The organism is Pseudomonas sp. RA_105y_Pfl2_P56, assembly GCF_963970845.1.
GTDB lineage: Bacteria > Pseudomonadota > Gammaproteobacteria > Pseudomonadales > Pseudomonadaceae > Aquipseudomonas > Aquipseudomonas baetica_A.
This window is the reverse complement of sequence record NZ_CAXAPL010000018.1, coordinates 60,909-86,142: the sequence shown is the minus strand read 5'-3', so window position 1 is coordinate 86,142 and position 25,234 is coordinate 60,909. Positions and strand designations below refer to the sequence as shown.

Annotated in this window: 16 protein-coding genes and 1 pseudogene; 6 read left to right on the top strand and 11 right to left on the bottom strand. The window is 58.9% G+C overall.

The genetic code is table 11. The features are described from left to right. Positions 1-24: 24 nt before the first annotated feature. Both AACY11_RS14505 and putA read right to left on the bottom strand, forming a co-directional pair. Positions 25-1,827 carry an acyl-CoA dehydrogenase gene (locus AACY11_RS14505; protein WP_339432253.1) on the bottom strand — a complete coding sequence of 601 codons (1,803 nt, stop codon included), beginning with the start codon at positions 1,825-1,827 and terminating at the stop codon, positions 25-27. Between the two features lie 246 nt (positions 1,828-2,073). Further along, on the bottom strand, positions 2,074-6,027 hold the full coding sequence (gene putA, locus AACY11_RS14500) for a trifunctional transcriptional regulator/proline dehydrogenase/L-glutamate gamma-semialdehyde dehydrogenase (RefSeq protein WP_339495048.1): 3,954 nt from the start codon (positions 6,025-6,027) through the stop codon (positions 2,074-2,076). Between the two features lie 455 nt (positions 6,028-6,482). Here putA and putP point away from each other — a divergent pair, with 455 nt between their 5' ends. From putP to AACY11_RS14480, 4 genes are all read left to right on the top strand, one after another. Continuing rightward, positions 6,483-7,967, top strand: a complete 1,485-nt coding sequence (putP, locus tag AACY11_RS14495; protein WP_339432255.1) for a sodium/proline symporter PutP — start codon at positions 6,483-6,485, stop codon at positions 7,965-7,967. 250 nt (positions 7,968-8,217) lie between these two features. Then, a complete protein-coding gene (locus tag AACY11_RS14490; protein WP_339495046.1) occupies positions 8,218-10,230 on the top strand; it encodes a type VI secretion system Vgr family protein in 2,013 nt (670 codons plus the stop codon). After that, positions 10,220-10,924 (top strand): DUF4123 domain-containing protein, encoded by a 705-nt coding sequence (locus tag AACY11_RS14485; RefSeq protein WP_339495044.1) that lies wholly within the window; start codon positions 10,220-10,222, stop codon positions 10,922-10,924. The genes AACY11_RS14490 and AACY11_RS14485 overlap by 11 nt, the downstream gene beginning before the upstream one ends. Positions 10,925-11,256: 332 nt before the next feature. After that, positions 11,257-11,556: a hypothetical protein gene (locus AACY11_RS14480; protein WP_339465370.1), complete on the top strand. Its 300-nt coding sequence runs from the start codon at positions 11,257-11,259 to the stop codon at positions 11,554-11,556. Positions 11,557-11,564: 8 nt separating this feature from the next. Here AACY11_RS14480 and AACY11_RS14475 read toward each other — a convergent pair whose 3' ends face one another. From AACY11_RS14475 to AACY11_RS14465, 3 genes are read right to left on the bottom strand one after another with little or no spacing between them, the layout of a single operon-like run. Continuing rightward, the gene (locus AACY11_RS14475) at positions 11,565-11,981 is read right to left on the bottom strand and encodes a hypothetical protein (protein WP_267798225.1); all 417 of its coding nucleotides are present in this window, start codon (positions 11,979-11,981) and stop codon (positions 11,565-11,567) included. Beyond that, positions 11,978-12,550, bottom strand: coding sequence for a type VI secretion system amidase effector protein Tae4 (locus tag AACY11_RS14470; protein WP_339432259.1), 573 nt, complete (start codon positions 12,548-12,550; stop codon positions 11,978-11,980). The genes AACY11_RS14475 and AACY11_RS14470 overlap by 4 nt, the downstream gene beginning before the upstream one ends. Beyond that, complete coding sequence (locus AACY11_RS14465; RefSeq protein WP_339432260.1) at positions 12,550-13,134, bottom strand: PAAR domain-containing protein; 585 nt, start codon at positions 13,132-13,134, stop codon at positions 12,550-12,552. Before AACY11_RS14465 ends, AACY11_RS14470 begins: the two co-directional genes overlap by 1 nt. Positions 13,135-13,262: 128 nt before the next feature. Here AACY11_RS14465 and AACY11_RS14460 point away from each other — a divergent pair. Beyond that, positions 13,263-13,442 (top strand): annotated as a pseudogene (locus AACY11_RS14460) (hypothetical protein); the annotation flags it as partial. Positions 13,443-13,502: 60 nt separating this feature from the next. On the opposite strand, the gene AACY11_RS14455 reads toward AACY11_RS14460, so the two are convergent. Continuing rightward, on the bottom strand, positions 13,503-13,736 hold the full coding sequence (locus AACY11_RS14455) for a hypothetical protein (protein WP_339495042.1): 234 nt from the start codon (positions 13,734-13,736) through the stop codon (positions 13,503-13,505). A 299-nt stretch (positions 13,737-14,035) separates the two neighbouring features. Between AACY11_RS14455 and AACY11_RS14450 the strand changes: the two genes are divergently transcribed. Next, the gene (locus tag AACY11_RS14450) at positions 14,036-14,875 is read left to right on the top strand and encodes a 23S rRNA (adenine(2030)-N(6))-methyltransferase RlmJ (protein WP_339495040.1); all 840 of its coding nucleotides are present in this window, start codon (positions 14,036-14,038) and stop codon (positions 14,873-14,875) included. Positions 14,876-15,004: 129 nt separating this feature from the next. Here AACY11_RS14450 and msrA read toward each other — a convergent pair whose 3' ends face one another. From msrA to aceE, 5 genes are all read right to left on the bottom strand, one after another. Beyond that, positions 15,005-15,670 (bottom strand): peptide-methionine (S)-S-oxide reductase MsrA, encoded by a 666-nt coding sequence (gene msrA / locus AACY11_RS14445; RefSeq protein WP_339432263.1) that lies wholly within the window; start codon positions 15,668-15,670, stop codon positions 15,005-15,007. Between the two features lie 145 nt (positions 15,671-15,815). After that, positions 15,816-18,512, bottom strand: coding sequence for a putative bifunctional diguanylate cyclase/phosphodiesterase (locus tag AACY11_RS14440; RefSeq protein WP_339432264.1), 2,697 nt, complete (start codon positions 18,510-18,512; stop codon positions 15,816-15,818). Positions 18,513-18,765: 253 nt separating this feature from the next. After that, positions 18,766-20,163: an alkaline phosphatase D family protein gene (locus tag AACY11_RS14435; RefSeq protein WP_339495038.1), complete on the bottom strand. Its 1,398-nt coding sequence runs from the start codon at positions 20,161-20,163 to the stop codon at positions 18,766-18,768. Between the two features lie 281 nt (positions 20,164-20,444). After that, positions 20,445-22,403 carry a dihydrolipoyllysine-residue acetyltransferase gene (gene aceF / locus AACY11_RS14430; protein WP_339495037.1) on the bottom strand — a complete coding sequence of 653 codons (1,959 nt, stop codon included), beginning with the start codon at positions 22,401-22,403 and terminating at the stop codon, positions 20,445-20,447. Between the two features lie 11 nt (positions 22,404-22,414). Beyond that, the gene (gene aceE, locus AACY11_RS14425; RefSeq protein ID WP_339432267.1) at positions 22,415-25,060 is read right to left on the bottom strand and encodes a pyruvate dehydrogenase (acetyl-transferring), homodimeric type; all 2,646 of its coding nucleotides are present in this window, start codon (positions 25,058-25,060) and stop codon (positions 22,415-22,417) included. Positions 25,061-25,234: the final 174 nt, after the last annotated feature.

Sequence of the window (25,234 nt, the reverse complement as noted above, 5' to 3'; positions counted from 1 at the left end):
TTGGGACATCGCATGGGCGATGATTCAGAACCAGGCGTCCTGCATGCCCAGACACGTTTCATCCCGCGCCTCGAGCAACGTCAGCTCATGGTGGCAGCCCGGCACTTCCCACGTCAGGAAATACCGCGCCGCCTGTAACTTGCCCTTATAAAAATCAGCATCCGCCGCCTGACCTTTGGCCAGGCCTTCCTCGGCGCGAATCGCCTGCTCCAGCCAGCGCCAGCCAATCACCGTGTGCCCGAACACTTTCAGGTACAGCGCCGAATTCGCCAGGCTGCTGTTGACCTTGCCTTGCGCCAGATCGGTCAGCAAGCCAATGGTCACCACTTGCAGGCGCGCGACCAGTTTCTCCAGCGGCTCACGCAATGCGGTTAACGATTCGTACGCGGTGGCGCGTTCGGCGGTGTCGGCGATCAACCGGATCAATTGCTTGAGCCCTGCGCCACCGTTCTGCGCCAGTTTGCGCCCGAGCAAGTCCAGCGACTGAATGCCGTGGGTGCCTTCGTGGATCGGGTTCAAACGGTTGTCGCGGTAGTACTGCTCCACCGGATATTCGCGGGTGTAACCGTGACCGCCGAGGATCTGGATCGCCAGTTCATTGGCCTTCAGGCAGAACTCCGACGGCCAGGATTTGACGATCGGCGTCAGCAAATCCAGTAGCTCATGGGCCTGTTTGCGCTCGGTTTCGGTTTCCAGTGTTGTGGTGTCATCGAACAACCGCGCGGCGTACAGGCCGAGGTCAAAAGCCCCCTCAACGTAGGATTTTTGCGTCAACAGCATGCGTCTGACATCGGCGTGCTGAATGATCGCCACCGGCGCCGTGGTCGGGTCTTTGCTGTCCGGGACGCGACCTTGCGGGCGTTCGCGCGCGTACTCCAGCGAGTAGAGATAGCCGGCGTATCCGAGCATCACTGCGCCCATGCCGACGCCGATCCGCGCTTCGTTCATCATCTGGAACATGTAACTCAAACCGTGATGCGGTTTGCCCACCAGATAGCCGACACACTCCCCGTTATCGCCGAAGTTCAGCGCGGTGGACGTCGTGCCGCGCCAGCCCATCTTGTGAAACAGCCCGGCCAGCAATACGTCGTTGCGTTTACCCAGGCTGCCATCATCGTTGACCAGAAACTTGGGCACGATAAACAGCGAGATGCCTTTCACGCCCGCCGGTGCGTCCGGCAGTTTGGCCAGCACCATGTGCACGATGTTTTCCGACAGCGGGTGGTCGCCGCCAGAAATGAAGATCTTGTTGCCCTTGAGGCGATAAGTGCCGTCGGACGAAGGTTCGGCACGGGTACGAATATCCGACAGCGATGAGCCCGCATGCGGCTCGGTGAGGGCCATGGTGCCGAAGAAACGGCCGTCGATCATTGGCTGCAGGAAGCGCTGTTTCTGTTCTTCGGTGCCGAAGCTCTCGATCAGATTCGCCGCGCCCATGGTCAGGAACGGGTACGAAGTCGAAGCCGCGTTGGCCGACTGGAAGTGCGCAAAGCAGGCTTGGGAAAGCAGGGTCGGCAGTTGCATGCCACCGGCATCGAAACTGCGCGCGGCGTTGAGGAAACCCGCTTCAAGGAAGGCATCCACCGCCGGTTTCACCTCGGGAATCAGAATCGCCTGGCCGTTCTCGTAGCGCGGTTCGTTCTCGTCGCCCTTGCGGTTGTGCGGCGCGAAGTATTTCTCGGCGATGTTGCGAGCCGTACCGATGGCGGCATCGAAGGTCTCGCGGTTGTGCTCGGCAAAACGCTCGCGCCGGGTCAGGCCCTCGGCATCGAGGACTTCGTACAGCTCGAAAGCCAGATTGCGGGAACTGAGCAGCGACTCGGACATGGCGGCCTACCTGAAATTGGGGTTGGGCCGAGTCTAGGCTGGGGAATAAAGGCTGAACAGGATGATTGATGGCAGTGATGCAGGAATGAGGGCAACACTAATCAAATGTGGGAGCGGGCTTGCTCACGAATGCGGTGGGTCAGGCAACATTGATGTCGACTGATCCTCCGCATCCGCGAGCAAGCCCGCTCCCACAGGGGAATGACATTCCAGGCAAGCATTGCAGTTGCCTGGAGTGACAGCGTGTTAACCGATCGTCATCAGGCTGGCGTTACCACCCGCCGCCGCCGTGTTGACGCTCAACGCCCGTTCAATCACCAGACGCTCCAGCGCAATGTTGGTCTCGCCCTGGGACAAGCCCTGAACCCCGACAATCGCGCCGGCGCGCTTGGCGATTTGCTGGCAAACGCCGCGCAACTGATCGGAATGGCCGTGATGCAGAACCGCATCAAACACCACCTCGTCCTTGTTCCAGTCAGCAACCCGGTTGATTCGCGCCTGAATCTCCTTGGGCAGACGTGCGTACAACGCCTTGCTGAAGTCGGATTCCGGCCAAACCGCCGAACCGCCCACCGCCAATACCGCCGCCAGTTGCGTCAGCAGATCGCCTTCGACGTCCGCCAGGCACAGCACGTGCTCGCGTGGCAGGATCGCGTAGCTGTTCTTCTCGCCGGTCGGGCCCGCGAGAGCGCGGGTGATGCCGCTCTGCGATTGTGCGGCGTACTGCGCGCACAGCGTGCTCAGTTGCGCGTACTTGTTGCTTTCAGCCCAGGTTTTAAGGGCGGCCAGCGGCTTGCTCATGGCGTCGCGCAAACGAACGTCCGGCGCGACGACCGCATCACCGCGAGCGAAGGATTGCTCGATGGCGTCGGTAGGACGCGTCGACAGCAAGCGGTACAGATACAGCGGGCCACCAGCCTTCGGACCGGTACCCGACAAGCCTTCGCCGCCGAACGGCTGCACGCCGACCACGGCACCGACAATGTTGCGGTTGACGTAGACGTTACCGGCGTTGACGTTGTCGATCACCTTGGCGATGGTCTCGTCGATGCGGGTGTGCACGCCGAGGGTCAGGCCGTAGCCGGAAGCGTTGATCTGACCGATCAACTGGTCGATCTCTTTACGCTTGTAGCGAACCACGTGCAGCACCGGACCGAAGATCTCGCGCTGCAGTTCGTCGAAGCTTTCCAGTTCGATCAAGGTCGGCATGACGAAGGTGCCGCGTTTGACTTCTTCGGTGTCGGCGATCGCCACCTGGTAAACGTTACGACCTTTGTCGCGCATGCCCTGGATGTGCTTGTCGATGCCAGCCTTGGCTTCGGCGTCGATCACCGGGCCGATGTCCACGGACAGGCGCTCAGGGTTGCCGAGTCGAGCCTCGGCCATCGCGCCTTTGAGCATTTCGATGACACGATCGGCGGAATCTTCCTGCAAGCACAGCACACGCAGGGCCGAGCAACGCTGACCGGCGCTATCGAAGGCCGAGGACACCACATCAATGACGACTTGTTCGGTGAGTGCCGAGGAGTCGACGATCATCGCGTTCTGGCCGCCGGTTTCAGCGATCAGCGGAATCGGGCGGCCCTGGCTGTCGAGACGGCCAGCGATGTTGCGTTGCAGCAGGCGCGCCACTTCGGTGGAGCCAGTGAACATCACGCCTTTGACGCGCTCGTCACCGACCAGACCGGCACCGACGGTTTCACCGCGGCCCGGCAGCAGTTGCAGCACGCCTTCCGGAATACCGGCTTCGAGCAGCAAACGCACGGCTTGCGCGGCGACCAGCGGGGTTTGCTCCGCAGGTTTGGCCAAGACCGGGTTACCCGCAGCCAGTGCCGCAGCGACCTGACCGCTGAAGATCGCCAGCGGGAAGTTCCAAGGGCTGATGCACACCACCGGGCCCAGTGGACGGTGGGCGTCGTTGCTGAAATCGTTGCGCGCCTGCACCGCGTAATAACGCAGGAAGTCGACCGCTTCACGGACTTCGGCGATGGCGTTGGCGAAGGTCTTGCCGGCTTCACGGGCCAGCAGGCCCATCAGCGGCTGAATCTCGCCTTCCATCAGGTCAGCGGCACGTTCCAGAATCGCGGCGCGTTCGGCGGGCGGGGTAGCCTGCCAGATCGGCGCAGCGTTCAGGGCGCATTGAATCGAGTTGTCGACGTCTTCGACGGTGGCTTCCTGCACATGACCGACCACATCGCGGTGATCCGACGGGTTCAGCACCGCTGCCGGCGTTTCGTTGCTGGAAGCGCAGCCGAGCATCGGCGCCGCTTTCCAGTCGTTGTGCGCGGTCGCGAGCAGGGCGCAGGACAGCGACGCCAGACGATGTTCGTTGGCCATGTCGATGCCGCTGGAGTTGGCGCGCTCGGCGCCATACAAGTCACGCGGCAGTGGAATGCGCGGATGCGGCAGGCCGAAACCACCTTCCACGGTTGCCATTTGCTCGATCTGAGCCACTGGATCGGCCACCAGCTCCTGAATCGAGATCGACTGGTCGGCGATGCGGTTGACGAACGAAGTGTTCGCGCCGTTTTCCAGCAGACGACGGACCAGATAAGCCAGCAGCGTTTCGTGGGTACCGACCGGCGCGTACACGCGGCACGGACGGTTCAGCTTGCCGTCGGAAACTTTGCCGACAACCTGCTCGTAGAGCGGTTCGCCCATGCCGTGCAGGCACTGGAACTCGTACTGCCCCGGGTAATAGTTCTGACCGGCAATGTGGTAAATGGCCGACAGGGTGTGGGCGTTGTGCGTGGCGAACTGCGGGTAGATGACTTCCGGCACCGACAGCAGTTTGCGTGCGCAGGCGATGTAGGAAACGTCGGTGTACACCTTGCGGGTGTAGACCGGATAGCCTTCCAGACCTTCGACCTGGGCACGCTTGATTTCGCTGTCCCAGTACGCGCCTTTCACCAGGCGGATCATCAGGCGGTGACGGCTGCGGCGCGCCAGATCGATCACGTAATCAATCACGTACGGGCAACGCTTCTGATACGCCTGGATGACGAAACCGATACCGTTCCAGCCCGTCAGTTGCGGTTCGAAGCACAGGCGCTCGAGCAGATCCAGCGACAGTTCCAGACGGTCGGCTTCTTCGGCGTCGATGTTCAGGCCGATGTCGTATTGCTTGGCCAGCAGGGTCAGCGACAGCAGGCGTGGGTACAACTCTTCCATCACGCGCTCGTACTGCGCACGGCTGTAACGCGGGTGCAGTGCCGACAGCTTGATGGAAATGCCCGGGCCTTCATAAATCCCACGACCGTGGGAGGCTTTGCCGATCGAGTGAATGGCTTGTTCGTACGACGCAAGGTACTTCTGCGCGTCGTGTTCGGTGAGTGCGGCTTCACCGAGCATGTCGTAGGAATAACGGAAGCCCTTGGCTTCGAACTTGCTCGCGTTGGCCAAGGCTTCGGCGATGGTTTCGCCGGTCACGAACTGCTCGCCCATCAGGCGCATGGCCATGTCGACGCCCTTGCGGATCATCGGCTCGCCGCTCTTGCCGATGATGCGGCTCAGGGACGACGTCAGGCCGGCTTCGTTGTGCGTGGACACCAGCTTGCCGGTCAGCAGCAGGCCCCAAGTGGCCGCGTTGACGAACAGCGAAGGGCTGTTGCCCAGATGCGGATGCCAGTTGCCGGTGCTGATCTTGTCGCGGATCAACGCGTCGCGAGTGCCTTTGTCCGGGATGCGCAGCAGCGCTTCGGCCAGGCACATCAGCGCCACGCCTTCCTGGGAGGACAGGGAGAATTCCTGCAGCAGGCCCTGAACAATGCCTGCACGACCGCCGGCACTCTTCTGGTTACGCAGTTTTTCCGCGATGGTCGCGGCGAGCTTATTGGTGGCCTCGGCCATCGTTGCCGGCAGGCGTGCCTGCTCGATCAGCATCGGCACCACTTCCGGCTCAGGGCGACGGTAAGCGGCGGTGATCGAAGCACGCAGTACCGATTGCGGCAGGATGCTTTCAGCGAATTCGAGGAAGCACTGGTGGGCGTGATCGGTGTGGACTTCGCCCGCGTCATCGGCGTCCTTGGCGCTCAGGCCGTTCAGCTCGGTCAGGGTTGCACCACCCTCGAGTTTTTCCAGGTAATTGAAAATTGCCTGCTTGATCAGCCAGTGCGGCGTGCGATCAATCGAGGTTGCGGCCGCCTTCAGGCGCTCGCGGGTTGGGTCATCGAGTTTGACCCCAAGGGTGGTGGTAGCCATATTTTTATCCTCATGGTTGCCACAGTTGCGTGGCATCAGCTGGCGGCAAGATTAGCCGCGCGTTGAAAGAGGTGCAACCGGGTGCAACCCTTTTTTGTCGGAAAAACAGGCAGTTCGTCAGGAATTGGTTTCTGGCACGAAAGGGCTGCCCCTGCTTGGTGCTTTTGCTTCTAGCCAAGCGCCATGACTGCCACAAAAGGGAGCAGAAACGGGGCGATTGTCGATAAATCCGACTAGGTGCAACTTATTCGGTCGAAACTGGTTGCACCTTATTTGATTTGTTGCATAGCATTCGCGCCCAAGGTGCAACCGGGATACCCGGTGTACCGGCTGGTGGCTTTCCTGGGGAAACATCAGTCCTAAATGCGCGGGATACGGAATCGTCTGCCAAACTTAGTCGTTTGCGCACGATTCACCACCGCTGCTACATAAAAACAAAGCCAGGGCGTAACTCAATGAGCGTAAGCAATCCAACCCTGATCACGTTCGTGATCTACATCGCAGCAATGGTGCTGATCGGCTTGATGGCCTATCGCTCCACCAACAACCTTTCTGACTATATTCTTGGCGGCCGCAGCCTGGGCAGTGTCGTAACGGCTCTGTCTGCCGGTGCTTCCGACATGAGTGGCTGGTTGCTGATGGGCCTGCCGGGCGCCATCTACATGTCCGGTCTGTCTGAAGGCTGGATCGCCATCGGTCTGGTGATCGGTGCCTACCTGAACTGGCTGTTCGTCGCCGGCCGTCTGCGTGTGCAGACCGAGCACAACGGCGATGCCTTGACCCTGCCGGACTACTTCGCCAGCCGTTTCGAAGACAAAAGCGGCCTGCTGCGGATCATCTCGGCGATCGTGATTCTGGTGTTCTTCACCATCTACTGCGCTTCCGGCATCGTGGCCGGCGCCCGTCTGTTTGAAAGCACCTTCGGCATGTCCTACGAGACGGCGCTGTGGGCCGGTGCTGCGGCGACGATTGCCTACACCTTTATTGGCGGTTTCCTCGCGGTGAGCTGGACTGACACCGTGCAAGCCACGCTGATGATCTTCGCTCTGATCCTCACGCCGATCATCGTGCTGCTGGCGACCGGTGGCGTCGACACCACGTTCCTGGCCATCGAAGCCAAGGACCCAAGCAACTTCGATATGCTCAAGGGCACCACTTTCATCGGCATCATCTCGTTGATGGGCTGGGGTCTGGGCTACTTCGGTCAGCCTCACATCCTCGCGCGTTTCATGGCCGCTGATTCGGTGAAATCGATTGCCAAGGCTCGCCGCATCTCCATGACCTGGATGATCCTGTGCCTGGCCGGCACCGTGGCGGTTGGCTTCTTCGGTATCGCTTACTTCTCGGCGCACCCGGAAGTGGCGGGCGCCGTCACCGAGAACCCTGAGCGTGTGTTCATCGAACTGACCAAAATCCTGTTCAACCCATGGGTTGCCGGTGTCCTGTTGTCGGCGATCCTGGCGGCAGTGATGAGTACCCTGAGCTGCCAGTTGCTGGTGTGCTCCAGTTCTTTGACTGAAGACTTCTACAAAACCTTCTTGCGTAAATCCGCTTCGCAGAAGGAACTGGTCTGGGTCGGTCGCACCATGGTGCTGCTGGTCGCACTGATCGCTATCGGTCTGGCGTCCAATCCGGATAACCGTGTACTGGGTCTGGTGTCCTACGCCTGGGCCGGTTTCGGTGCCGCGTTTGGTCCGGTTGTACTGATCTCGGTGATCTGGAAAGGCATGACCCGTGACGGCGCACTGGCCGGTATCCTGGTCGGCGCGATCACCGTGGTGGTCTGGAAGCATTTCGAGCTGATGGGTCTGTACGAAATCATCCCGGGCTTCATCTTCGCCAGCCTGGCGATCTACATCGTCAGCAAACTGGGCGAGCCAACCAAAGGCATGGTGCAGCGCTTCGAAGCGGCGGAAAAAGATTTCCACCTGAACAAGTGATTGCACTGAGCTGAGGCTCACAGAAAACGGCCCGACTCCTACAAGAGGCGGGCCGTTTTTTTGTGCCTGCAATTTCTCAAGACCATTGGATAACCCAGTGTTTGAGGGATGAGTCTGTAGTCGGATGCGCCGATATTCGAAGGCTTTTTCGACAAAAAAGGTAGGGTAAATCTGATTTTTCCGTCACCCAGTCCACACCCCTAGCCCCTCATGCAGAATCGCCCGCCCTCATTCTGCAGAGAGACATTGGATGTTCGCGCCTGCCAATCAACCGCGTTTCACGTTGACCCTCGAAGGCGCCCAGCATGACCTCAAGGTTCTTGAGTTCACGGGCAAGGAGGCCATCAGCCAACCCTTTCGTTTTGAGCTGGAACTGGTCAGCGAGCGGCCGGATCTGGACCTGGAAAGCCTGCTGCACTGTCAGGCGTTTCTGAGCTTTGATGCAGACGGTTCCGGCGTCCATGGTCAGATTTATCAGGTCGGGCAGGGCGACTCCGGGAAACGTCTGACGCGCTATCACGTAAGCCTTGTCCCGCGTCTGACATACCTTGGGCAGCGGATCAATCAGCGGATATTCCAGCATCAGAGCGTGCCGCAGATCGTGGCGCAGATCCTCAAGGATCACGCGATCCTGCGCGATGCCTTTGAGTTTCACCTCGGCAGCGACTACCCGCAGCGTGAATATTGCGTGCAATACGCCGAGAGCGATCTGGCGTTCATCCAGCGTCTGTGTGCTGAAGTCGGTATTCATTACCACTTTCAGCACAGTCCCGAAGGCCACTTGCTGGTGTTCGGCGATGATCAAACCGTGTTCCCGCGATTGGCCCGACCGAATCTGTATTTGCCGGGCAGTGGCATGGCGGGCGGAGCGCCAGCGATCAAGCGTTTCAACGTTCGCGTGCAAACCCGCACCAGCGTAGTCACCCGGCGCGACTACAACTTTGAAAAGCCGCGCCTGCAACTGGAAAGCCGCATCGACGGTGAGCAGCGCCCGGTGCTGGAGGACTATCACTTTCCCGGACAATTCGATAATCGTGAAACCGGTAAACACCTGGTTCAGCGGGCACTTGAGCGCCATGCCGCCGATTACCGTCAGGCCGAAGGCATCAGCGATGAGTCGGCACTGGTTAGCGGACATTTCCTGCAACTCACCGAGCATCCGCGTCAGGACTGGAACGATCTCTGGTTGCTGACAGCCATTGAACACCGTGGCCGACAGCCGCAAGTGCTGGAGGAATCGGTGACCGGTGATGGGGAAGAGTTCCAGGGGTACCGTAATACCTTTCTCGCCACACCGTGGGACGCGTTCTTTCGCCCAGCCTTGGGGGCGAAGCCGCAGGTGCGCGGGTATCAACCCGCCGTCGTCACCGGGCCTCAGGACAGCGAAATACATTGCGACGAATACGGTCGGGTCAAGGTGCAACTGGCCTGGGACCGTGACGGCGAGTTCAACGAACATTCCAGTTGCTGGCTGCGGGTCGCCACGGGGTGGGCGCATGACGGCTACGGCAGCGTGCTGATCCCAAGAGTCGGCATGGAAGTGCTGGTCGGTTTCATCGACGCCGATGCCGATAAACCGTTGGTCATGGGCTGCCTGCCCAACGCTGCAACCCCAGTGCCGCTGGAACTGCCGGCCGAGAAAACCCGCAGCCTCTTCCGCAGCCAGAGCAGCCCCGGTGGCGGGGGCTACAACGAGCTGCGCATCGAGGATAAAAAAGGCGCCGAGGAGATCTACCTGCGCGCCCAGCGCAACTGGACGCAGCATGTGCTGCACGATCAACAGGTGCAGGTCGACAACCAGCGCAGCATCGTCGTCACCGGCACCGCCAAACATGAATTGAAGGCCGACGAACAACGCATCACCCACGGCCAGCGCAAGGCCGAAGTGAAGCAGGACGATCATCTGACGGTTGTCGGCGATCGGCATATCCGCGTGAGCAATCAGGCGACCAGCGCCAGCGCGCAATTCCACGTCAGCGCCGGCCAGCAAGTGGTGATCGACGGCGGCGCGAGCGCGACGATTCAGGCGGGCGGGCAGTGGATCAACATCGGCCCCGGCGGGATCTTCAGCAGCGTGCCGATTGTTGTGGGTGGGGCGCCAATGGCGGCGATGAGCGCGGCGCCGAGTGTGCCGGGGTTGCCGGATACATTGGCGGCGGCGCCGGCGGCAATGCTGACGGCCGCGCAAATCATGAGTTTTAAAGGCGATGCGCCGTTCTGCGAAGAGTGCGAGCGCTGCAAGGACGGTGCCTGTGCAGCTTGACTTTCTTGAGCCCCGCGCATGGCTGGCGCATCAGTTGCTGAAGCCGTCGGAGCAGTTGTTCGCGATCTTCAGTAACGCCAGCGATGCCAAACCGCCTCTGGTGAGGTCGAATCCGGTCTGGGCGGACACGATTTACGCCGAGTGGGACGCGGTGATGCCCTATGTGGGAATTGTCGCGGCGGACAGTGAGTTTCTGGATTGGGTGGCGACTACCGAGTCCCGTGACTGGGGCTGGTTGGCGGTGTCTTCGGCGAGCCTGGAAGTGGTGGTCGAGCATTTTCGCAGCCTGACTCAGGTGCTGATGCCGAGCGGTAAAACGGTGTTTTTTCGGTTTTGGGATGGGCGGTTTTTGTTGCCGATCTTGAAGTCCGATGCAGTGGATGCGGCGCAGCTTTTGCCGATGATTTCACGCGGACTGATCAATGGTCAGGCCTTGGAAATCGGGGGGCGGGCGCAGGTTTCGGGGCGTGTGTTTCCTTGGTGGGCGGTGCCTGACTCGGTGTTGGCTTCGGCGGGGGATGAAGTCCGCGTAGGCAACGCGGTGCAATGGCTGAGCGAGGAGCATCCCGCATTGTTCGAGGCGTTTCCCGAGGCGGTTTTGCGTTGCAAGGTCAGGCGGTTTTTTCAGGTTTCAATGTCGGAAGAATCGTCGCAATCGGCGTTGTTGGCGTATTTGCTGGCAGAGCTGGAGTGACATTTCCGGGCGAAGGCTTCGGACGTTTCCTTCGAGTTGCGGCGTTTTTCATGAACTGGTGGGCGGCGGGTTGCAGGGATAGTCTTTTCGTTGTCACTGCGAGAGTGGTGACAGGGTGTAGGAACCCTCGCTTTCATGAGGTTACAGCTCGTTGGATTTCTGCGGCACTTGATTCAAGTCCATAAGATCGTTCACGGCGGCTGTGCGTGGGACACGCTTCGGCGTGACCGAGGTCCATGATTGCTCGGTTCCTACTCTTGCGCACAGCTGCCACCCAAACCTGTAGGAAGGTGCGTTGGCGGCTAACGTTTATCAATCATGGAGATAACAAAATGACGAACATGCACCCCGATCCACCCTACGAAAAAATCATCCCCCATCCCGACAACCGCTTCATGGCCCTCACCGGCAACTGCAGCGACATGCCCACCCTGTTCATCGACACCCACGTCCCCTCCGACATCCTGATGGACGCTGCCAACCACCGCATCCGAACCGTCGTCCAGGTGCTGGAAAACCTGTGCATGCGCGGCTCGATCGAGTGCGACTCGATGATCCTCAGCGACTTCGCCCAGCTCTGCGTGATCCCGTTGCGCGAAGGCTGCGATCTTTTGACGTTGAGGCAACGCTGAGCGCGTAATCAGTCTGAGATATACGCATCCTGCGACTTGATAAATGCTTCGAAGGCAGGTGAGTTGTAAATTTCGAGGCAAGAATAAAACACAACATTTTTGCCCGATTGCTTGCTGGTAGAAGAAGCCTTCGCATATGCGTCAGTCATGAATTTTTCGGTTTCCGCATAAGGGTCATGGATGACTTCAAGCGTATCTTCATTCTGCGATATTGCGTGTTGCCCTTTACCCATTGCGGAGTAGGCGCCAATAGCTAGTCCGATATCCGACTTGATGTCGGACTGATTTTTGAACTGATTCGATATGCAGTTGGCGAGACCGTAATTTTTCAGTGATGTCCTCGCACTGTTCACGTCTACTTCGCTTGCCAGGGCATTGCCAGATGCACCCAAAATGCTGAATGCGATGATTAGCTGGAACTTCATCCCTTTAACTCCCAAAAGTTGATCTTTTCCAGCGTTACGCCTGCCCGGTCGTAAGTGTGGCTATCTGGACGATGGTAGTCACTGTTGTCTCCGGTTGTGCTGCCATTCCACAAAGTCGCATGACCTGTAGCATCGAGCCATCCGGTGATCTCCATGATAATCACGCCTTTCTTGCCATTGATGAAATCCGCCTCACTCATTTTTAGCTCGCGATCCGGAGCGCCCCAGTTGTGTTTCAGGAACGTCAAAAAATCTGCGACTTTCATGATGTAGGGGAGTTGGTCTGCGCCGGCCAGACGATAAATGGACTTGCTCGGAATGATCGTTCCTTTCGGAATTTTGTATCCACCATAATTAAATCCCCTGCTTATCCTCAGTGCGCAAGCGTTCGCGTAAGCGTCAGGCTTTTCTGCTCGGGCTGCCTCAACGTTACCCCCAACAAGCGCATAAACATCAATCGAGCTTTTCAGGCCAACTTCTGCGTAAGCAGTCCACAGAGTGCTGAATTTTGGACGCTTTACGACGATGTTAGTGTTTACGCCACCTGAGCTGATATTGAGCTGAGCCATTAGACCTCACCTTCCATGTCGAAGACTTCACCTTGAAAAGCGTTTGGAATAATCGCTATACCTTTCGCCCCCACGGTGCCGGACAGAGTTTTTTCTGCTGCACCCGTGATCGTCACACTAACGATCTCGCCGGGTGAGTAACCCGAAGTTTTTACATGAATATTCAGGTCGGTGTAGAAGCGAGAAACCGAGTCGACCGGAATCTGGCTCTCCCCATATGAAAGCGTAATGCGTTGAATACTCTTTGGTTTGGGTATCAAAGGGATGATGGCTGAGAAGCTCGCAGCGCTGTGTTCGCCGCCGCCAAAGACGGATGATTGACCAGAGAGAACAGTGTTGGATTTCGGTGGACAACCACACGCTACATAATCGCCCTCTAGCGCAACCGGCCCTGCAGGTAGAGTGACTGTTCTTGGTCCGACAGCGACGATGGGGCCTTTGCCAGGAGGGCATACAGGGCAACTGGCTATGTGGCCGATGGACGAAGTGCTCACGGCGTAATCAATGTTAATTCCGACGTTTCCTTCCAGTACCGAGCCTCCTGTTGAAGTTGGAGCACCGATTCCGATCACCTTTCTACCCATGTAAATTTCCCTCTTTACAGGTTTTAAGTGAGACGGATCTTCGCATTCCCTCTGCGATTGGAACGACGTGAATTCAGTAGGAAGATGTTTCTTTATGTTGCTTTTGTCGCGATGTGGCGTGGACGGTCGCCGCCAACTACCGCATACGCACGGTCGTCCAGGTGCTGGAAAACCTGTGCATGCGCGGCTCGATCGAATGCGATTCCCTCATCCTTAGCGACTTCGCCAAACTCTGCGCCATTCCCTTGCGCGACGGCTGTGATTTGCTCGACGTCATCGGTCGACGCTTGGGCGCCACGCCTTCCTGATACCGCGAGATCAAAAGATCGCATTTGCAAGCATGTTTGTTGGCATGGTTATTTTTGCTGTTAGATCTTTTCCACATTCCCCAGGAGTCTTCCCGCCGGGCCCTCAGATACGGTAAAGCTGACCCTATCGCCCTTTTTCAGATTCGGGTTGGCTGGAGTTGTTACGCTAAGCTCTCCGCTGTTGTCATCGGGCTGAACAGACACAGAATACGTTGGATAAACTCCGTTCGGATCTACGGTATAGGTTCCGCTGACGGTGCCCTTGCCCGGTGTAACTACAATATCCTTTGCCATTTCCAGCCTCCTTCCATCAATAAAAAATACTCGGCAATCGATTCATTCGTGCCTTGGTAACTATCAGTCAGCATTGCTGGCGGCGCTACTGTCAGACCTGACAGGTAGTTGACGGAATAATGACCGTTTGTCTGAGTCGGTCGTACTCTCCACGAAAAATCGCAGCCTTGATACAGACTGCTCGGGATCATCTGTAGTGTCGAAGGCTGCGATCTTTTGACGTTGAGGCCCTCTCGGCTGCCAACCCCTGACTTGCCGCCCGGTAAAAGGTAAACTTTGCGCCCTTCGCAGGAGCAGCCATGAATTATCGTCACGCCTTCCATGCCGGCAATCACGCCGATGTGTTCAAACACCTGACCTTGACCCGCATCATCGCCTTGATGTCGCGCAAGGAGCAGCCGTTTGCCTATCTCGACACGCACGCCGGCATCGGTCTGTATGACTTGCAGGGCGATCAGGCCAACCGTACCGGTGAGTACCTGGAAGGTATCGCGCGCTTATGGGATCAGCCGGATCTGCCGGCGCTGACCGCCGACTATATGAAGGTGCTGCACGAGATGAACCCGGATGGCCAACTGCGCTACTACCCGGGTTCGCCGGAGCTGGCGCGGCGCCTGACCCGGCCGCAGGACCGGGTGATGCTCAACGAGAAACACCCGGAAGACGGCGTGCTGCTCAAGGACAACATGGCCGGTGATCGCCGGGTAAAAGTGCATCTGGGCGAGGGCTGGCACGTTGCGCGGGCGATGTTGCCTGTGCAGGAGAAGCGTGCGGTGATGTTGATTGACCCGCCGTTCGAACAGCTCGATGAAATGCAGCGGTGTGCGGCATCGATGAAAGAGGCGATTGGCCGGATGCGCCAAACCGTGGCGGCGATCTGGTATCCGGTGAAGGATCAGCGTGCATTGCGGCGTTTCTATCAGGACTTGGCTGGCACCGGTGCGCCGAAGTTGTTGCGCGTAGAACTGCTGGTGCATCCGCTGGACACGCCGAACAGCCTGAACGGTTCGGGCATGGCGATCGCCAATCCGCCGTGGGGGCTGGAGGAAGAATTACGTGAGCTGCTGCCGTGGTTGTCGAAGAAGCTGGGGCAGACCCAGGGCGGGTGGCAGATGGACTGGTTGATTGCCGAGAGTTGATCAACGGCAAGATTAAAAGATCGCAGCCTTCGGCAACTCCTACCCAGTTCGGCGTCGTCCACCAATGTGCGTACGACCTTTGATCTCCTGTAGGAGCTGCCGAAGGCTGCGATCTTTTGCTTTAAAGGGTCAGTTACCCGCCAGGCTCGGTGGCATGCACACGCCGGTGCCGCCAATCCCGCAATAACCCTCAGGGTTCTTCGCCAGATACTGCTGGTGATACGCCTCGGCGAAGTACACGGTTGGTGCCTGCTCGATCTCGGTGCTGATCTCACCCAGGCCCGCCTTCGACAACTCGGCCTGGTAGGTCGCTTTGCTCTTCAGCGCCGCGTCCAGTTGTTCAGGTGTGGTCGCGTAGATCACCGAGCGGTACTGGGTGCCGATATCGTTACCCTGGCGCATGCCTTGTGTCGGGTTATGCAGTTCCCAGAACATCGCGAGCAGTGCTTCGTAGCTGACTTGCGCTTTGTCATACACCACCAGCACCACTTCAGCATGGCCGGTCAGGCCTGAGCAGACTTCTTCGTAAGTCGGGTTCGGTGTGAAACCGCCGGCGTAACCGACCACGGTGCTGACCACGCCTTCACGCTGCCAGAAGCGGCGTTCGGCGCCCCAAAAACAGCCCAGACCGAAAATCGCAAAATCGACGTCCTGGAAAAACGGGCCAAGCAGCGGGGTTTCTTCGAAGACGAAGTGTTTTTCCGGCAGGGTCATCGCAGTTTCGCGGCCGGGCAGAGCTTGATCTTTAGTGGGGAGCACGTTTTTGTTCACCAGAATTTCCGAGCGCAGAACCATGATCGTTCCTCTCAGTCAGGATGGGATGTAAAAAATCAGACCGCCAGTGTGCCCAATGATGCCCGATTTCGCACTATTCAAATGTGGGAGCGACGGTGCGACGATTCCACAGGGGAAATTCATCGACAGGGGAGATCTGTGGTGCTCAGAGGCAGAGCGGGCCGCGTGGGTAGCGTTTGAGGGCCTGGATCAGCTCGGCGCCCGGGATTGGCCGATCGAACAGGTAGCCTTGGCCGACATCGCAGCGATGACGACGCAGGAACGCCAGTTGCTCGGCAGTCTCGATACCTTCGGCCACGACTTTGAGTTTCAGGTTGTGGGCCATGGCGATCACCGCGGAGGTGATTTCCATGTCGTCCTGGTTGTCGGGGATTTCGTGGATGAAACTGCGATCGATCTTGATGACGTCGATCGGGAATTTTTTCAGGTAGCTGAGCGATGAATAACCGGTGCCGAAGTCGTCCATGGCCAGGGTCAGGCCCAGGCGCTTGAGCTGATCGAGCTGCAGGTGCGTGTCTTCGGTGGCTTCGAGCAGCAGGCCTTCGGTCAGTTCCAGTTCGAGCAGATTGGCCGGCAACGCTTCTTCCTTGAGGATGTTGGCGATGGAGGAGACCAGGTCCGGATCGGAGAATTGCTTGGGCGACAGGTTGATCGCCACTTGCAGATTGCCCATCCCGGCGGCGGTCAGGGCTTTGCTCATGCGGCAGGCCTGACGGGCGATCCACTTACCGATCGGAATGATCAGACCGGTTTCTTCGGCGACGCTGATGAACTGGTCCGGGCGAATCATCCCGCGTTCCGGATGATTCCAGCGCAAAAGTGCTTCCATGCCCAGCAGGCGACCGCTGCGCAGGCATAGTTTTGGCTGGTAGAACACGTCCAGTTCATTCTGGGTCAGGGCGCGGCGCAGGTTGTTCTCAACGAACAGTTTGTAACTGGCCTCGGCATTCAGCGCTTCGGTAAAGACTTGCACCTGATGTTTGCCGTTGGCCTTGGCCTTGTGCAGGGCCAAACCGGCGTTACGCATCAGGGTTTGTGGATCACGGCCGTGCAGCGGCGCGCAGGCCAGGCCTACGGAGCCGGTGACGCTGATCAGTTGGTTGTCGACGAACATCGGTTTGTCGAGGGTCATCAGCAACTGGCTGGCGATCTGTTGGCCGGCCTCAAGGTCGGTGTTGTCGAGCAACACAGCGAATTCGTTACTGGCGAAACGGGCGAGGCTGCCGCTCGGGCTCAGGCTGTTGCGCAGACGGCGGGCGAGGCTGATCAACAGTTTGTCGCCGGTCTGATGGCCGAGGCTGTCGTTGATCCGTTTGAAATTGTCGATGTCCACCAGCAGCAGGCTGATCGGGGTATCGCTATCCCGGGCGAAGCGTTCGTCCAGATTACGGATAAATGCAGGCCGGTTGCCGAGGTTGGTCAGGTTGTCGGTGTACGCCAAACGCTCGATGCGTTGCTGCGCCAGTTTGGTCTGGGTGATGTCTTCGTAGATGCCGATGTAATGCGTCAGCTCACGGTTGTCGCCGTACACCTTGGAGATCGACAACTGGCCCCAGTACGGTTCGAGGTTTTTGCGGCGGCTCTTGAATTCGCCCTGCCAACTGTTGCTCTTGGCCAGCGCCGAGGGCGCGTCGAACAGCAGTTCGCTGAGGTTTTCCAGGGCCGGCAGTTCCGACAGGCGCTGGCCGTGGACTTCCTCGGTGGTGTACTGGGTGATGGCGGTGAAGCTGGGGTTGACGTACTCGACCACGCCGTCGCAGTTGACCAGCAAAAACGCGTTGGCACTTTGCTCGACCGCACGCTGGAACAGATGCAGGGCGCTGGTGGCGGTGCGGCGATTGTGGTTGTTGATCACTTGTGCGAACTGGTCGGCCAGTTCGCCGGCAAAGGCGATTTCATCGGACTGCCAGGCGCGGGTGACGCCGGTCTGTTCCAGGCACAACACGCCGACTACGTGGCCGTCGACGCGGATGCTGGCGTCGAGCATGGCATTGACGTCACGCGGGCGCAGGGCCTCGGCCATTTCGCGGGTACGCGGGTCACGCATCGCGTTGTGGGCGTCAATGGCGCGGCTACTGTGCAGCGCCTCCATATAGTCGGGGAAGCTGCTCACGTCGATCACGTCGGGCAGGATGTACTCCTGCGTTGCGCGGTGGTAAGCCGAGATCGGCACCAGTTGCTGGCCGTCGAGGTTCCACAGGCTGGCGCAGTCGATTTCGTAGATGTCGCAGGCACTGCGGGTGATCAGTTCGGCGGCTTCTTGCAGCGAGTTGTGCGTGCTGTAGCGCTGACGGGCGAGCAGCAGAATCAAATCTTGCTGGGCACGCACGCGTTCGAGGTGTTGCAGTTGTTCCTGCTGGGCGCGCTGGTTCAGTTCAAGGGCGATTTGCAGTCGGGAATTCTGGGTTTCGAGGTCAACGGAGGGCAGTGCTTGCGCATCGTCAAAGACCTTGTCAACCGCCAGCAGATAGCCGCGCAGCAGATGGCGGTTGTGCTGTTTATACGCCTCGCCGAGTTCGAGGATACTCAACATGCCTGCCATGGTGTGCAACGTATAGCGCACCAGATAGTACGGGCCCACGCTGAGCTGCTGCTGGATCGCGTCGTGCAGTTGATAACGCGCTTCGGGTTCCATCAGGCTGGCGTAAGGCGAGCCGACCAGCGCGCAGAGCTCGACGGCCGGTTGACCGAACTGGCGTTCGCAGTTGGGATCAAGAAACAGCATCGCCCAGCTGGCTTCATTCAAGCGCTCGAAACGCAGCATGCCGAGCCGCGAGGGCACAGGCAACTGCGTCACTACCTCGGCCGCCGTACGGCTGGCGGCATCGGGTTGGCTCTTCATGAAGGAAACTCGCTTGGAAATATGCTGAACGCGCCGGGCTCTCGCCCTCTTTACTGTTGCCTGCGGCAAGGTTGCATCATTGCGGCACTGACTGACAAGAGTGATGAAGGCCAAGTGCTATAAGAATGTGTCGGCTGCTCGGAGCATTTCTGCAGTGGGGGCGATAAAAGAGCCAAAGATCGCAGCTTGCGGCAGTGCCTGCGGGGGGTTGCAACCTATGCAGGCGCCGCCGAAGACTGCGATTTTTTGCGTTTCAGCGCAATTTCAGGCTGATGGTTTGCAGCTTTTTCCCGTTCTGATCGTGGTAATTGACCAAGATTTGATCAGTCTCGACCACAAGGTGGGCGAAGTTGTCCTCGCCGACCACCTCGCTGGTCAATTCATGCACATAGTCGCCCGCCGCCGTGCGCACCAACGGCTGATCAAGGATGAAGGTGGACGCCTTGGCGTACGGCAAGAGTTTGCTGTTGCACAGCGGCGAGGAAACGATGGTGTGGACTTCAAAGTCCGGATCCTGGCTGTGTGTCAGGCGCGACGTCAGCGAGCCGTGTACGTCGCCAGAAACGAACACGACATTTTTGATCTGTCGGGTGCGGATGGTTTCGAGCAGGCGCAGACGCTGTTCCGGAAAGGCTTTCCAGGCGTCATCGCCGTGAAACTTGCGATCCGGGTAAAACATGACACTGGTGACCACGAACTTGACCCGTGCCGGGCTGTTGATCAGCCATTTAAGCAATGCTTGCTCTTGCGCCTCATCGAGAATGCGTCGGTCACTGGCTGACAAGTTGCGGCGAGTGCGACTGTCGGTCACAAACCACTCGATATCGCCGTCACTGAATTGGTACCAATAGTGCTTAAGCGTTGAACGATCAACTTGACCACTCGTTGTCAGTGCGTGTGCCGGGCTGTGACTGACTTGATACAACTCATACGCGGCCATGGCATTGCGATACAACTCATGATCGGATTTACCGGCGTTTGCCGGCCAGTTGTCTTCGATTTCATGATCATCAAGAATCATGTAGGTCGACGTCGTTGACATCAGTCGTTGTATGTTGGGTTGTGAAAACGCTGCGCGGTACTTTGCAAGAATATCTTTATATTCCCGATCCGGTGCAATCAGGTTCAGGTCATCGACATAGATTTGATCTCCGGTCATGAGTGTTGCACTGATCGGCGGCTGTGCGCCTTCGATCAACTGGTTGATAGATGCAAAGATCCGGTCGCCTAAATGGGGCAGCGACGCGATACCTGCCGTCATGCGCAGGTAGCGGCATGAGCCGACGATGTATGCACGAGGTTGCAAGGCTTTGCTGGAGCGGGTGCGAAACCGGTAAATCTCCCTCGGCCACTGCAGCGGCAACTCCGCCACACTGTGAACGGTATGCACGGGATTCATCGGGCTGAACCATACTGCCTGGTACTCATACTCGGTATCAGTGCTCAAGTTGTTGAGTGTCAGTACTTCCGTCATGTCGCGTAGCGCGCTTAACTTGGCGAACGTACCTTTTGACCAGTGTTGTGATCCGGAACTGCGGTAACGGATTGCAGCAAATACTGCTGCATTGCTTTGATAATCGCCGCGAATAAGAACTCGCGCATGGTTAGTTGTGATGTGACCTATGAGTGGGCCAATAGTCGGTTTGAACATGTTCGAATCCATTCGAATTAACGTTTGATTGGGAATAACTAAGGCAAGAATTTTTAGTTAACTTTGCTGTGTCAAGACTAGTTATGTAGGGAATAAAAATATCGTCGCGAAGTGGACGGTGGTCGTAGCTGATGTCAGTACAACCTGTGGGAAAAAACCGCAGCTTGGTTTTCGCGAGACAAAAAAAAGCCCCGTCAAACTGACGGGGTTGAGGTACGAGCGTGTGGCGCTCGAAAACGTGAAACGCAAGCGGCCCTCCATTGCCGGAGGGCCGCTTGGGATTACAGCAGGATGGTGCGGATGTCCGCCAGCAGGCTGCCCAGACGCTGGGTGAAGCGTGCAGCGGCGGCGCCGTTGATCACTCGGTGATCGTAGGACAGCGACAGTGGCAGCATCAGTTTCGGCTGGAAGGCTTTGCCGTCCCAGACTGGCTGGATGGTTGCCTTGGAAACACCGAGAATCGCCACTTCCGGCGCGTTGACGATCGGCGTGAAGCCGGTGCCGCCAATGTGGCCGAGGCTGGAAATGGTGAAGCAGGCGCCTTGCATGTCGTCAGCGGTGAGCTTCTTGTCGCGGGCTTTGGCGGCCAGCGCAGCGGCTTCGGCTGCCAGTTGCAACAGGCTCTTCTGGTCGACGTTCTTGATGACCGGTACCAGCAGGCCATCCGGGGTGTCGACGGCGAAGCCGATGTTCACGTATTTCTTGCGGATGATCGCTTTGCCGCTTGGCGCCAGCGAACTGTTGAAATCCGGCAGTTCCTTGAGCATGTGCGCGCACGACTTGAGCAGCAGCGGCAGGATGGTCAGCTTGACGCCAGCCTTCTCTGCAACGGCTTTCTGGGCAACGCGGAACGCTTCCAGCTCGGTGATATCAGCCGAATCGAACTGGGTCACGTGCGGGATGTTCAGCCAGCTGCGGTGCAGGCTCGACGCGCCGATCTGCATCAGGCGAGTCATCGGCACTTCTTCGATTTCGCCGAAACGGCTGAAGTCGACGACCGGAATCGGCGGGATGCCCGCGCCACCGGTTGCGCCAGCAGCAGCGGCCGGTGCTTCCTTGGCCTTCTGCATCATCGCTTTGACGTAAACCTGAACGTCTTCCTTGAGGATGCGACCGTGTGGGCCGCTGGCGCCGACCGCATTAAGTTCAACACCGAACTCACGGGCCAGTTGACGCACGGCAGGGCCGGCGTGCACTTTGGCGCCCGGTTTGGCCGGCGCCGCAACCGGCGCGGCGGCAGCAGGTGCAGCGACTGCCGGAGCAGCGGCAGGCGCTGGAGCACTTGGCGCAGCAGCGGCTGGAGCCGGGGCTGCCGCAGGGGCCGCGCCTTTGACTTTCAGCTTGAGGATCAGGTCGCCGGTGCCGACTTCGTCGTCCAGCTTGATGGAAACGCTTTCCACCACGCCAGCGGCAGGCGATGGAATTTCCATGCTCGCCTTGTCGGATTCCAGGGTGATCAGCGATTGATCAGCCTCGACGGTGTCACCAGCCTTGACCAACACTTCGATGATCTTGGCCTTGCCGGCCGAACCGATGTCCGGGACATGGATGTCCTGAACGCTGTCGGCCACTGGGGCTGCCGGGGCTGCCGCAGGAGCAGGTGCAGCAGCAGCGGCTGGCGCAGCAGCCTGAGCCGGAGCGGCTGCAGCCGGTGCCGCAGCACCTGCCACTTCCAGGTCCAGAATCAGGTCGCCCGTGCCGACTTCGTCGTTGAGCTTGACGCTGATGGCCTTGACCACGCCCGCAGCAGGCGACGGGATTTCCATGCTCGCCTTGTCGGACTCCAGAGTGATCAGCGATTGATCAGCCTCGACGGTGTCGCCGACCTTGACCTGAATCTCGATGATCTGGGCCTTGCCCGACGAGCCGATGTCCGGCACGTGCACTTGCTGAACCGAAGCGGCAGCCGGGGCCGCGGCTGGTGCGGCAGCAGCAGGTGCGGCGGCCGGTTTTTCTTCGGCTTTGGCGGCAGGCGCGGCGGCAGGCGCAGGGGCCGCTTGCGCAGCGCCCTCGACTTCCAGCTCAAGCAGTTCGTCGCCTTCTTTCAGGCGGTCGCCCAGCTTCACTTTCAGGCTTTTGATGACGCCGGCCTTCGGGGCCGGCACTTCCATGCTGGCCTTGTCCGATTCCAGAGTCAGGATGCTCTGGTCGGCTTCGATGCGGTCGCCGACCTTCACAAACAGTTCAATTACTTCACCTTCACCGCTGCCGATGTCAGGTACGCGAATGAGTTCGCTCACAGGGTTTCTCCTCAGCAGTCCAGTGGGTTGCGTTTTTCCGGGTCGATGCCGAACTTGGTGATGGCTTCAGCCACGACCTTAGGTTCGATATCGCCACGGTCAGCCAGTGCTTCCAGGGCTGCCAGCACCACGAAATGACGGTCGACTTCGAAGAAATGACGCAGTTTCTTGCGGCTGTCGCTGCGGCCGAAACCGTCGGTGCCCAGGACTTTGAATTCCTTGGACGGTACCCACTGACGGATCTGCTCGGCGAACAGCTTCATGTAGTCGGTGGATGCAATGACCGGACCTTTACGGCCGCTCAGGCATTCTTCGACGTAGCTCTGCTTAGGCTTCTGGCCAGGTTTCAGACGGTTGCTGCGCTCTACGGCCAGGCCGTCGCGACGCAGTTCGTTGAAGCTGGTGACGCTCCATACGTCAGCGCCGATGTTGAACTCTTCACGCAGGATCTTCGCCGCTTCACGCACTTCACGCAGGATGGTGCCGGAGCCCATCAGCTGTACGTGGTGGGCTGCTTCGCGGGTGTCTTCTTCAAGCAGGTACATGCCTTTCTTGATGCCTTCTTCGGCACCGGCCGGCATGGCTGGCTGCTGGTACGACTCGTTCATCACGGTGATGTAGTAGAAGATGTCCTGTTGCTCTTCGGTCATCTTCTTCATGCCGTCCTGAATGATCACCGCCAGCTCGTAGCCGTAGGTCGGATCGTAGGTGCGGCAGTTCGGGATGGTGGCAGCCAGCAGGTGGCTGTGACCGTCTTCGTGCTGCAGACCTTCACCGTTCAGGGTGGTACGGCCGGCGGTGCCGCCGATCAGGAAGCCACGGGTACGGCTGTCGCCAGCGGCCCAGGCCAGATCGCCAATACGCTGGAAGCCGAACATCGAGTAGAAGATGTAGAACGGCAGCATCGGCTGGTTGTGGCTGGAGTACGAAGTACCGGCGGCGATGAAGGAACTCATGGCGCCCGCTTCGTTGATGCCTTCCTCAAGGATCTGACCTTTCTGGTCTTCCTTGTAGAACATCACCTGGTCTTTATCGACTGGCTCGTAGAGCTGGCCAACGGACGAGTAGATGCCCAGTTGACGGAACATGCCTTCCATACCGAAGGTACGGGCTTCGTCCGGGATGATCGGTACGATGCGCGGGCCGATTTCCTTGTCCTTGACCAGTTGCGCGAGGATCCGCACGAACGCCATGGTGGTGGAAATTTCGCGGTCGCCGGAACCGTCGAGGATGGCCTTGAGGGTGTCCAGGTCCGGCGTCGGTACGCTGAAGCTCTTTGCGCGGCGCTGAGGCACGAAACCGCCCAGTGCAGTGCGACGCTCGCTCAGGTAGCGGGCTTCGGCGCTGTTTGGCTCTGGCTTGAAGAACGGCAGGTTCTCCAGCTCTTCGTCCTTGACCGGAATGTCGAAGCGGTCGCGGAACAGCTTCAGGCTTTCGACATCGACTTTCTTGGTGTTGTGCGCGGTGTTTTTCGCTTCGCCGGCACCGGTGCCATAACCCTTGATGGTCTTGGCCAGGATGACGGTCGGTTGTTCTTTGTGGTTGACCGCTTCGTGGTACGCCGCGTAGACCTTGTACGGGTCGTGGCCGCCACGGTTGAGTTTCCAGATCTCGTCGTCGGACAGGTCTGCAACCATCGCCTTGAGTTCTGGCGTGTTGAAGAAGTGTTCACGGACGAACGCGCCGTCTTTGGCTTTGTAGTTCTGGTACTCGCCGTCAATGACTTCGTCCATGCGACGTTGCAGGATGCCGTCGACGTCTTTGGCCAGCAGTGGGTCCCAGAAACGGCCCCAGATGACTTTGGTCACGTTCCACTGAGCACCGCGGAACACGCCTTCGAGTTCCTGGATGATCTTGCCGTTGCCGCGAACCGGGCCGTCCAGGCGCTGCAGGTTGCAGTTGATGACGAAGATCAGGTTGTCCAGTTTCTCGCGGCCGGCCAGGGAGATCGCGCCCAGGGATTCGGGCTCGTCGCACTCGCCGTCGCCCAGGAAGCACCAGACTTTCTGTTTGCCCGGCTGGATGAAACCGCGATGTTCCAGGTACTTCATGAAGCGTGCCTGGTAGATCGCCTGGATCGGGCCCAGACCCATCGATACGGTCGGGAACTGCCAGAAGTCAGGCATCAGCCAAGGGTGCGGGTAGGACGACAGGCCCTGACCGTCGACTTCCTGGCGGAAGTTGTTCATCTGGTCTTCGGTAATGCGGCCTTCCATGAACGCACGGGCATATACGCCTGGCGAGGTGTGGCCCTGGAAGTAGATCAGGTCGCCGCCGTGTTCGTCGGTCGGGGCCTGGAAGAAATAGTTGAAGCCGATGTCATACAGGGTCGCGCTGGAAGCGAAGCTGGAGATGTGACCACCCAGGTCAGAATCTTTCAGGTTCGTACGCATTACCATGGCCATCGCGTTCCAGCGTACCAACGAGCGAATGCGGCGTTCCATGAACAGGTCGCCAGGCATGCGTGCTTCGTGGGTTACCGGGATGGTGTTGCGGTAAGGCGTGGTGATGGCGTAAGGGAGCTGCGAGCCGCTGCGGGTCGCGAGTTCACCCATACGGGTCATCAGATAGTGAGCACGGTCTTCGCCTTCTTTGTCGAGAACCGATTCCAGGGCGTCCAGCCATTCCTGGGTTTCGACGGGATCGAGGTCTTGCATGGCTTGCTCCAGGGCGGAAAGGCTTCCAGAATCGGTTGCCTGAGTTTGCGACTGGCCTTGTGGGCAGACGATTTAAAATTCTTGGATTGCCGACAGGTTGTTCCGGCGGCGTGTAGTTTTACTACAAATCTTCCGGCATTTCAGCCTTTCGGATGTATAGACGAGTAGTAAAAC

Bases quoted from the DNA above. Each gene is read 5' to 3' on its own strand.
- AACY11_RS14455 (WP_339495042.1), bottom strand. From the start codon at position 13,736: ATGGCAAAGGATATTGTAGTTACACCGGGCAAGGGCACCGTCAGCGGA.
- AACY11_RS14470 (WP_339432259.1), bottom strand. From the start codon at position 12,550: ATGGCTCAGCTCAATATCAGCTCAGGTGGCGTAAACACTAACATCGTC.
- putP (WP_339432255.1), top strand. From the start codon at position 6,483: ATGAGCGTAAGCAATCCAACCCTGATCACGTTCGTGATCTACATCGCA.
- AACY11_RS14505 (WP_339432253.1), bottom strand. From the start codon at position 1,827: ATGTCCGAGTCGCTGCTCAGTTCCCGCAATCTGGCTTTCGAGCTGTAC.
- msrA (WP_339432263.1), bottom strand. From the start codon at position 15,670: ATGGTTCTGCGCTCGGAAATTCTGGTGAACAAAAACGTGCTCCCCACT.
- AACY11_RS14440 (WP_339432264.1), bottom strand. From the start codon at position 18,512: ATGAAGAGCCAACCCGATGCCGCCAGCCGTACGGCGGCCGAGGTAGTG.
- AACY11_RS14490 (WP_339495046.1), top strand. From the start codon at position 8,218: ATGTTCGCGCCTGCCAATCAACCGCGTTTCACGTTGACCCTCGAAGGC.
- AACY11_RS14435 (WP_339495038.1), bottom strand. From the start codon at position 20,163: ATGTTCAAACCGACTATTGGCCCACTCATAGGTCACATCACAACTAAC.
- AACY11_RS14465 (WP_339432260.1), bottom strand. From the start codon at position 13,134: ATGGGTAGAAAGGTGATCGGAATCGGTGCTCCAACTTCAACAGGAGGC.
- AACY11_RS14480 (WP_339465370.1), top strand. From the start codon at position 11,257: ATGACGAACATGCACCCCGATCCACCCTACGAAAAAATCATCCCCCAT.
- AACY11_RS14475 (WP_267798225.1), bottom strand. From the start codon at position 11,981: ATGAAGTTCCAGCTAATCATCGCATTCAGCATTTTGGGTGCATCTGGC.
- putA (WP_339495048.1), bottom strand. From the start codon at position 6,027: ATGGCTACCACCACCCTTGGGGTCAAACTCGATGACCCAACCCGCGAG.
- aceE (WP_339432267.1), bottom strand. From the start codon at position 25,060: ATGCAAGACCTCGATCCCGTCGAAACCCAGGAATGGCTGGACGCCCTG.
- AACY11_RS14450 (WP_339495040.1), top strand. From the start codon at position 14,036: ATGAATTATCGTCACGCCTTCCATGCCGGCAATCACGCCGATGTGTTC.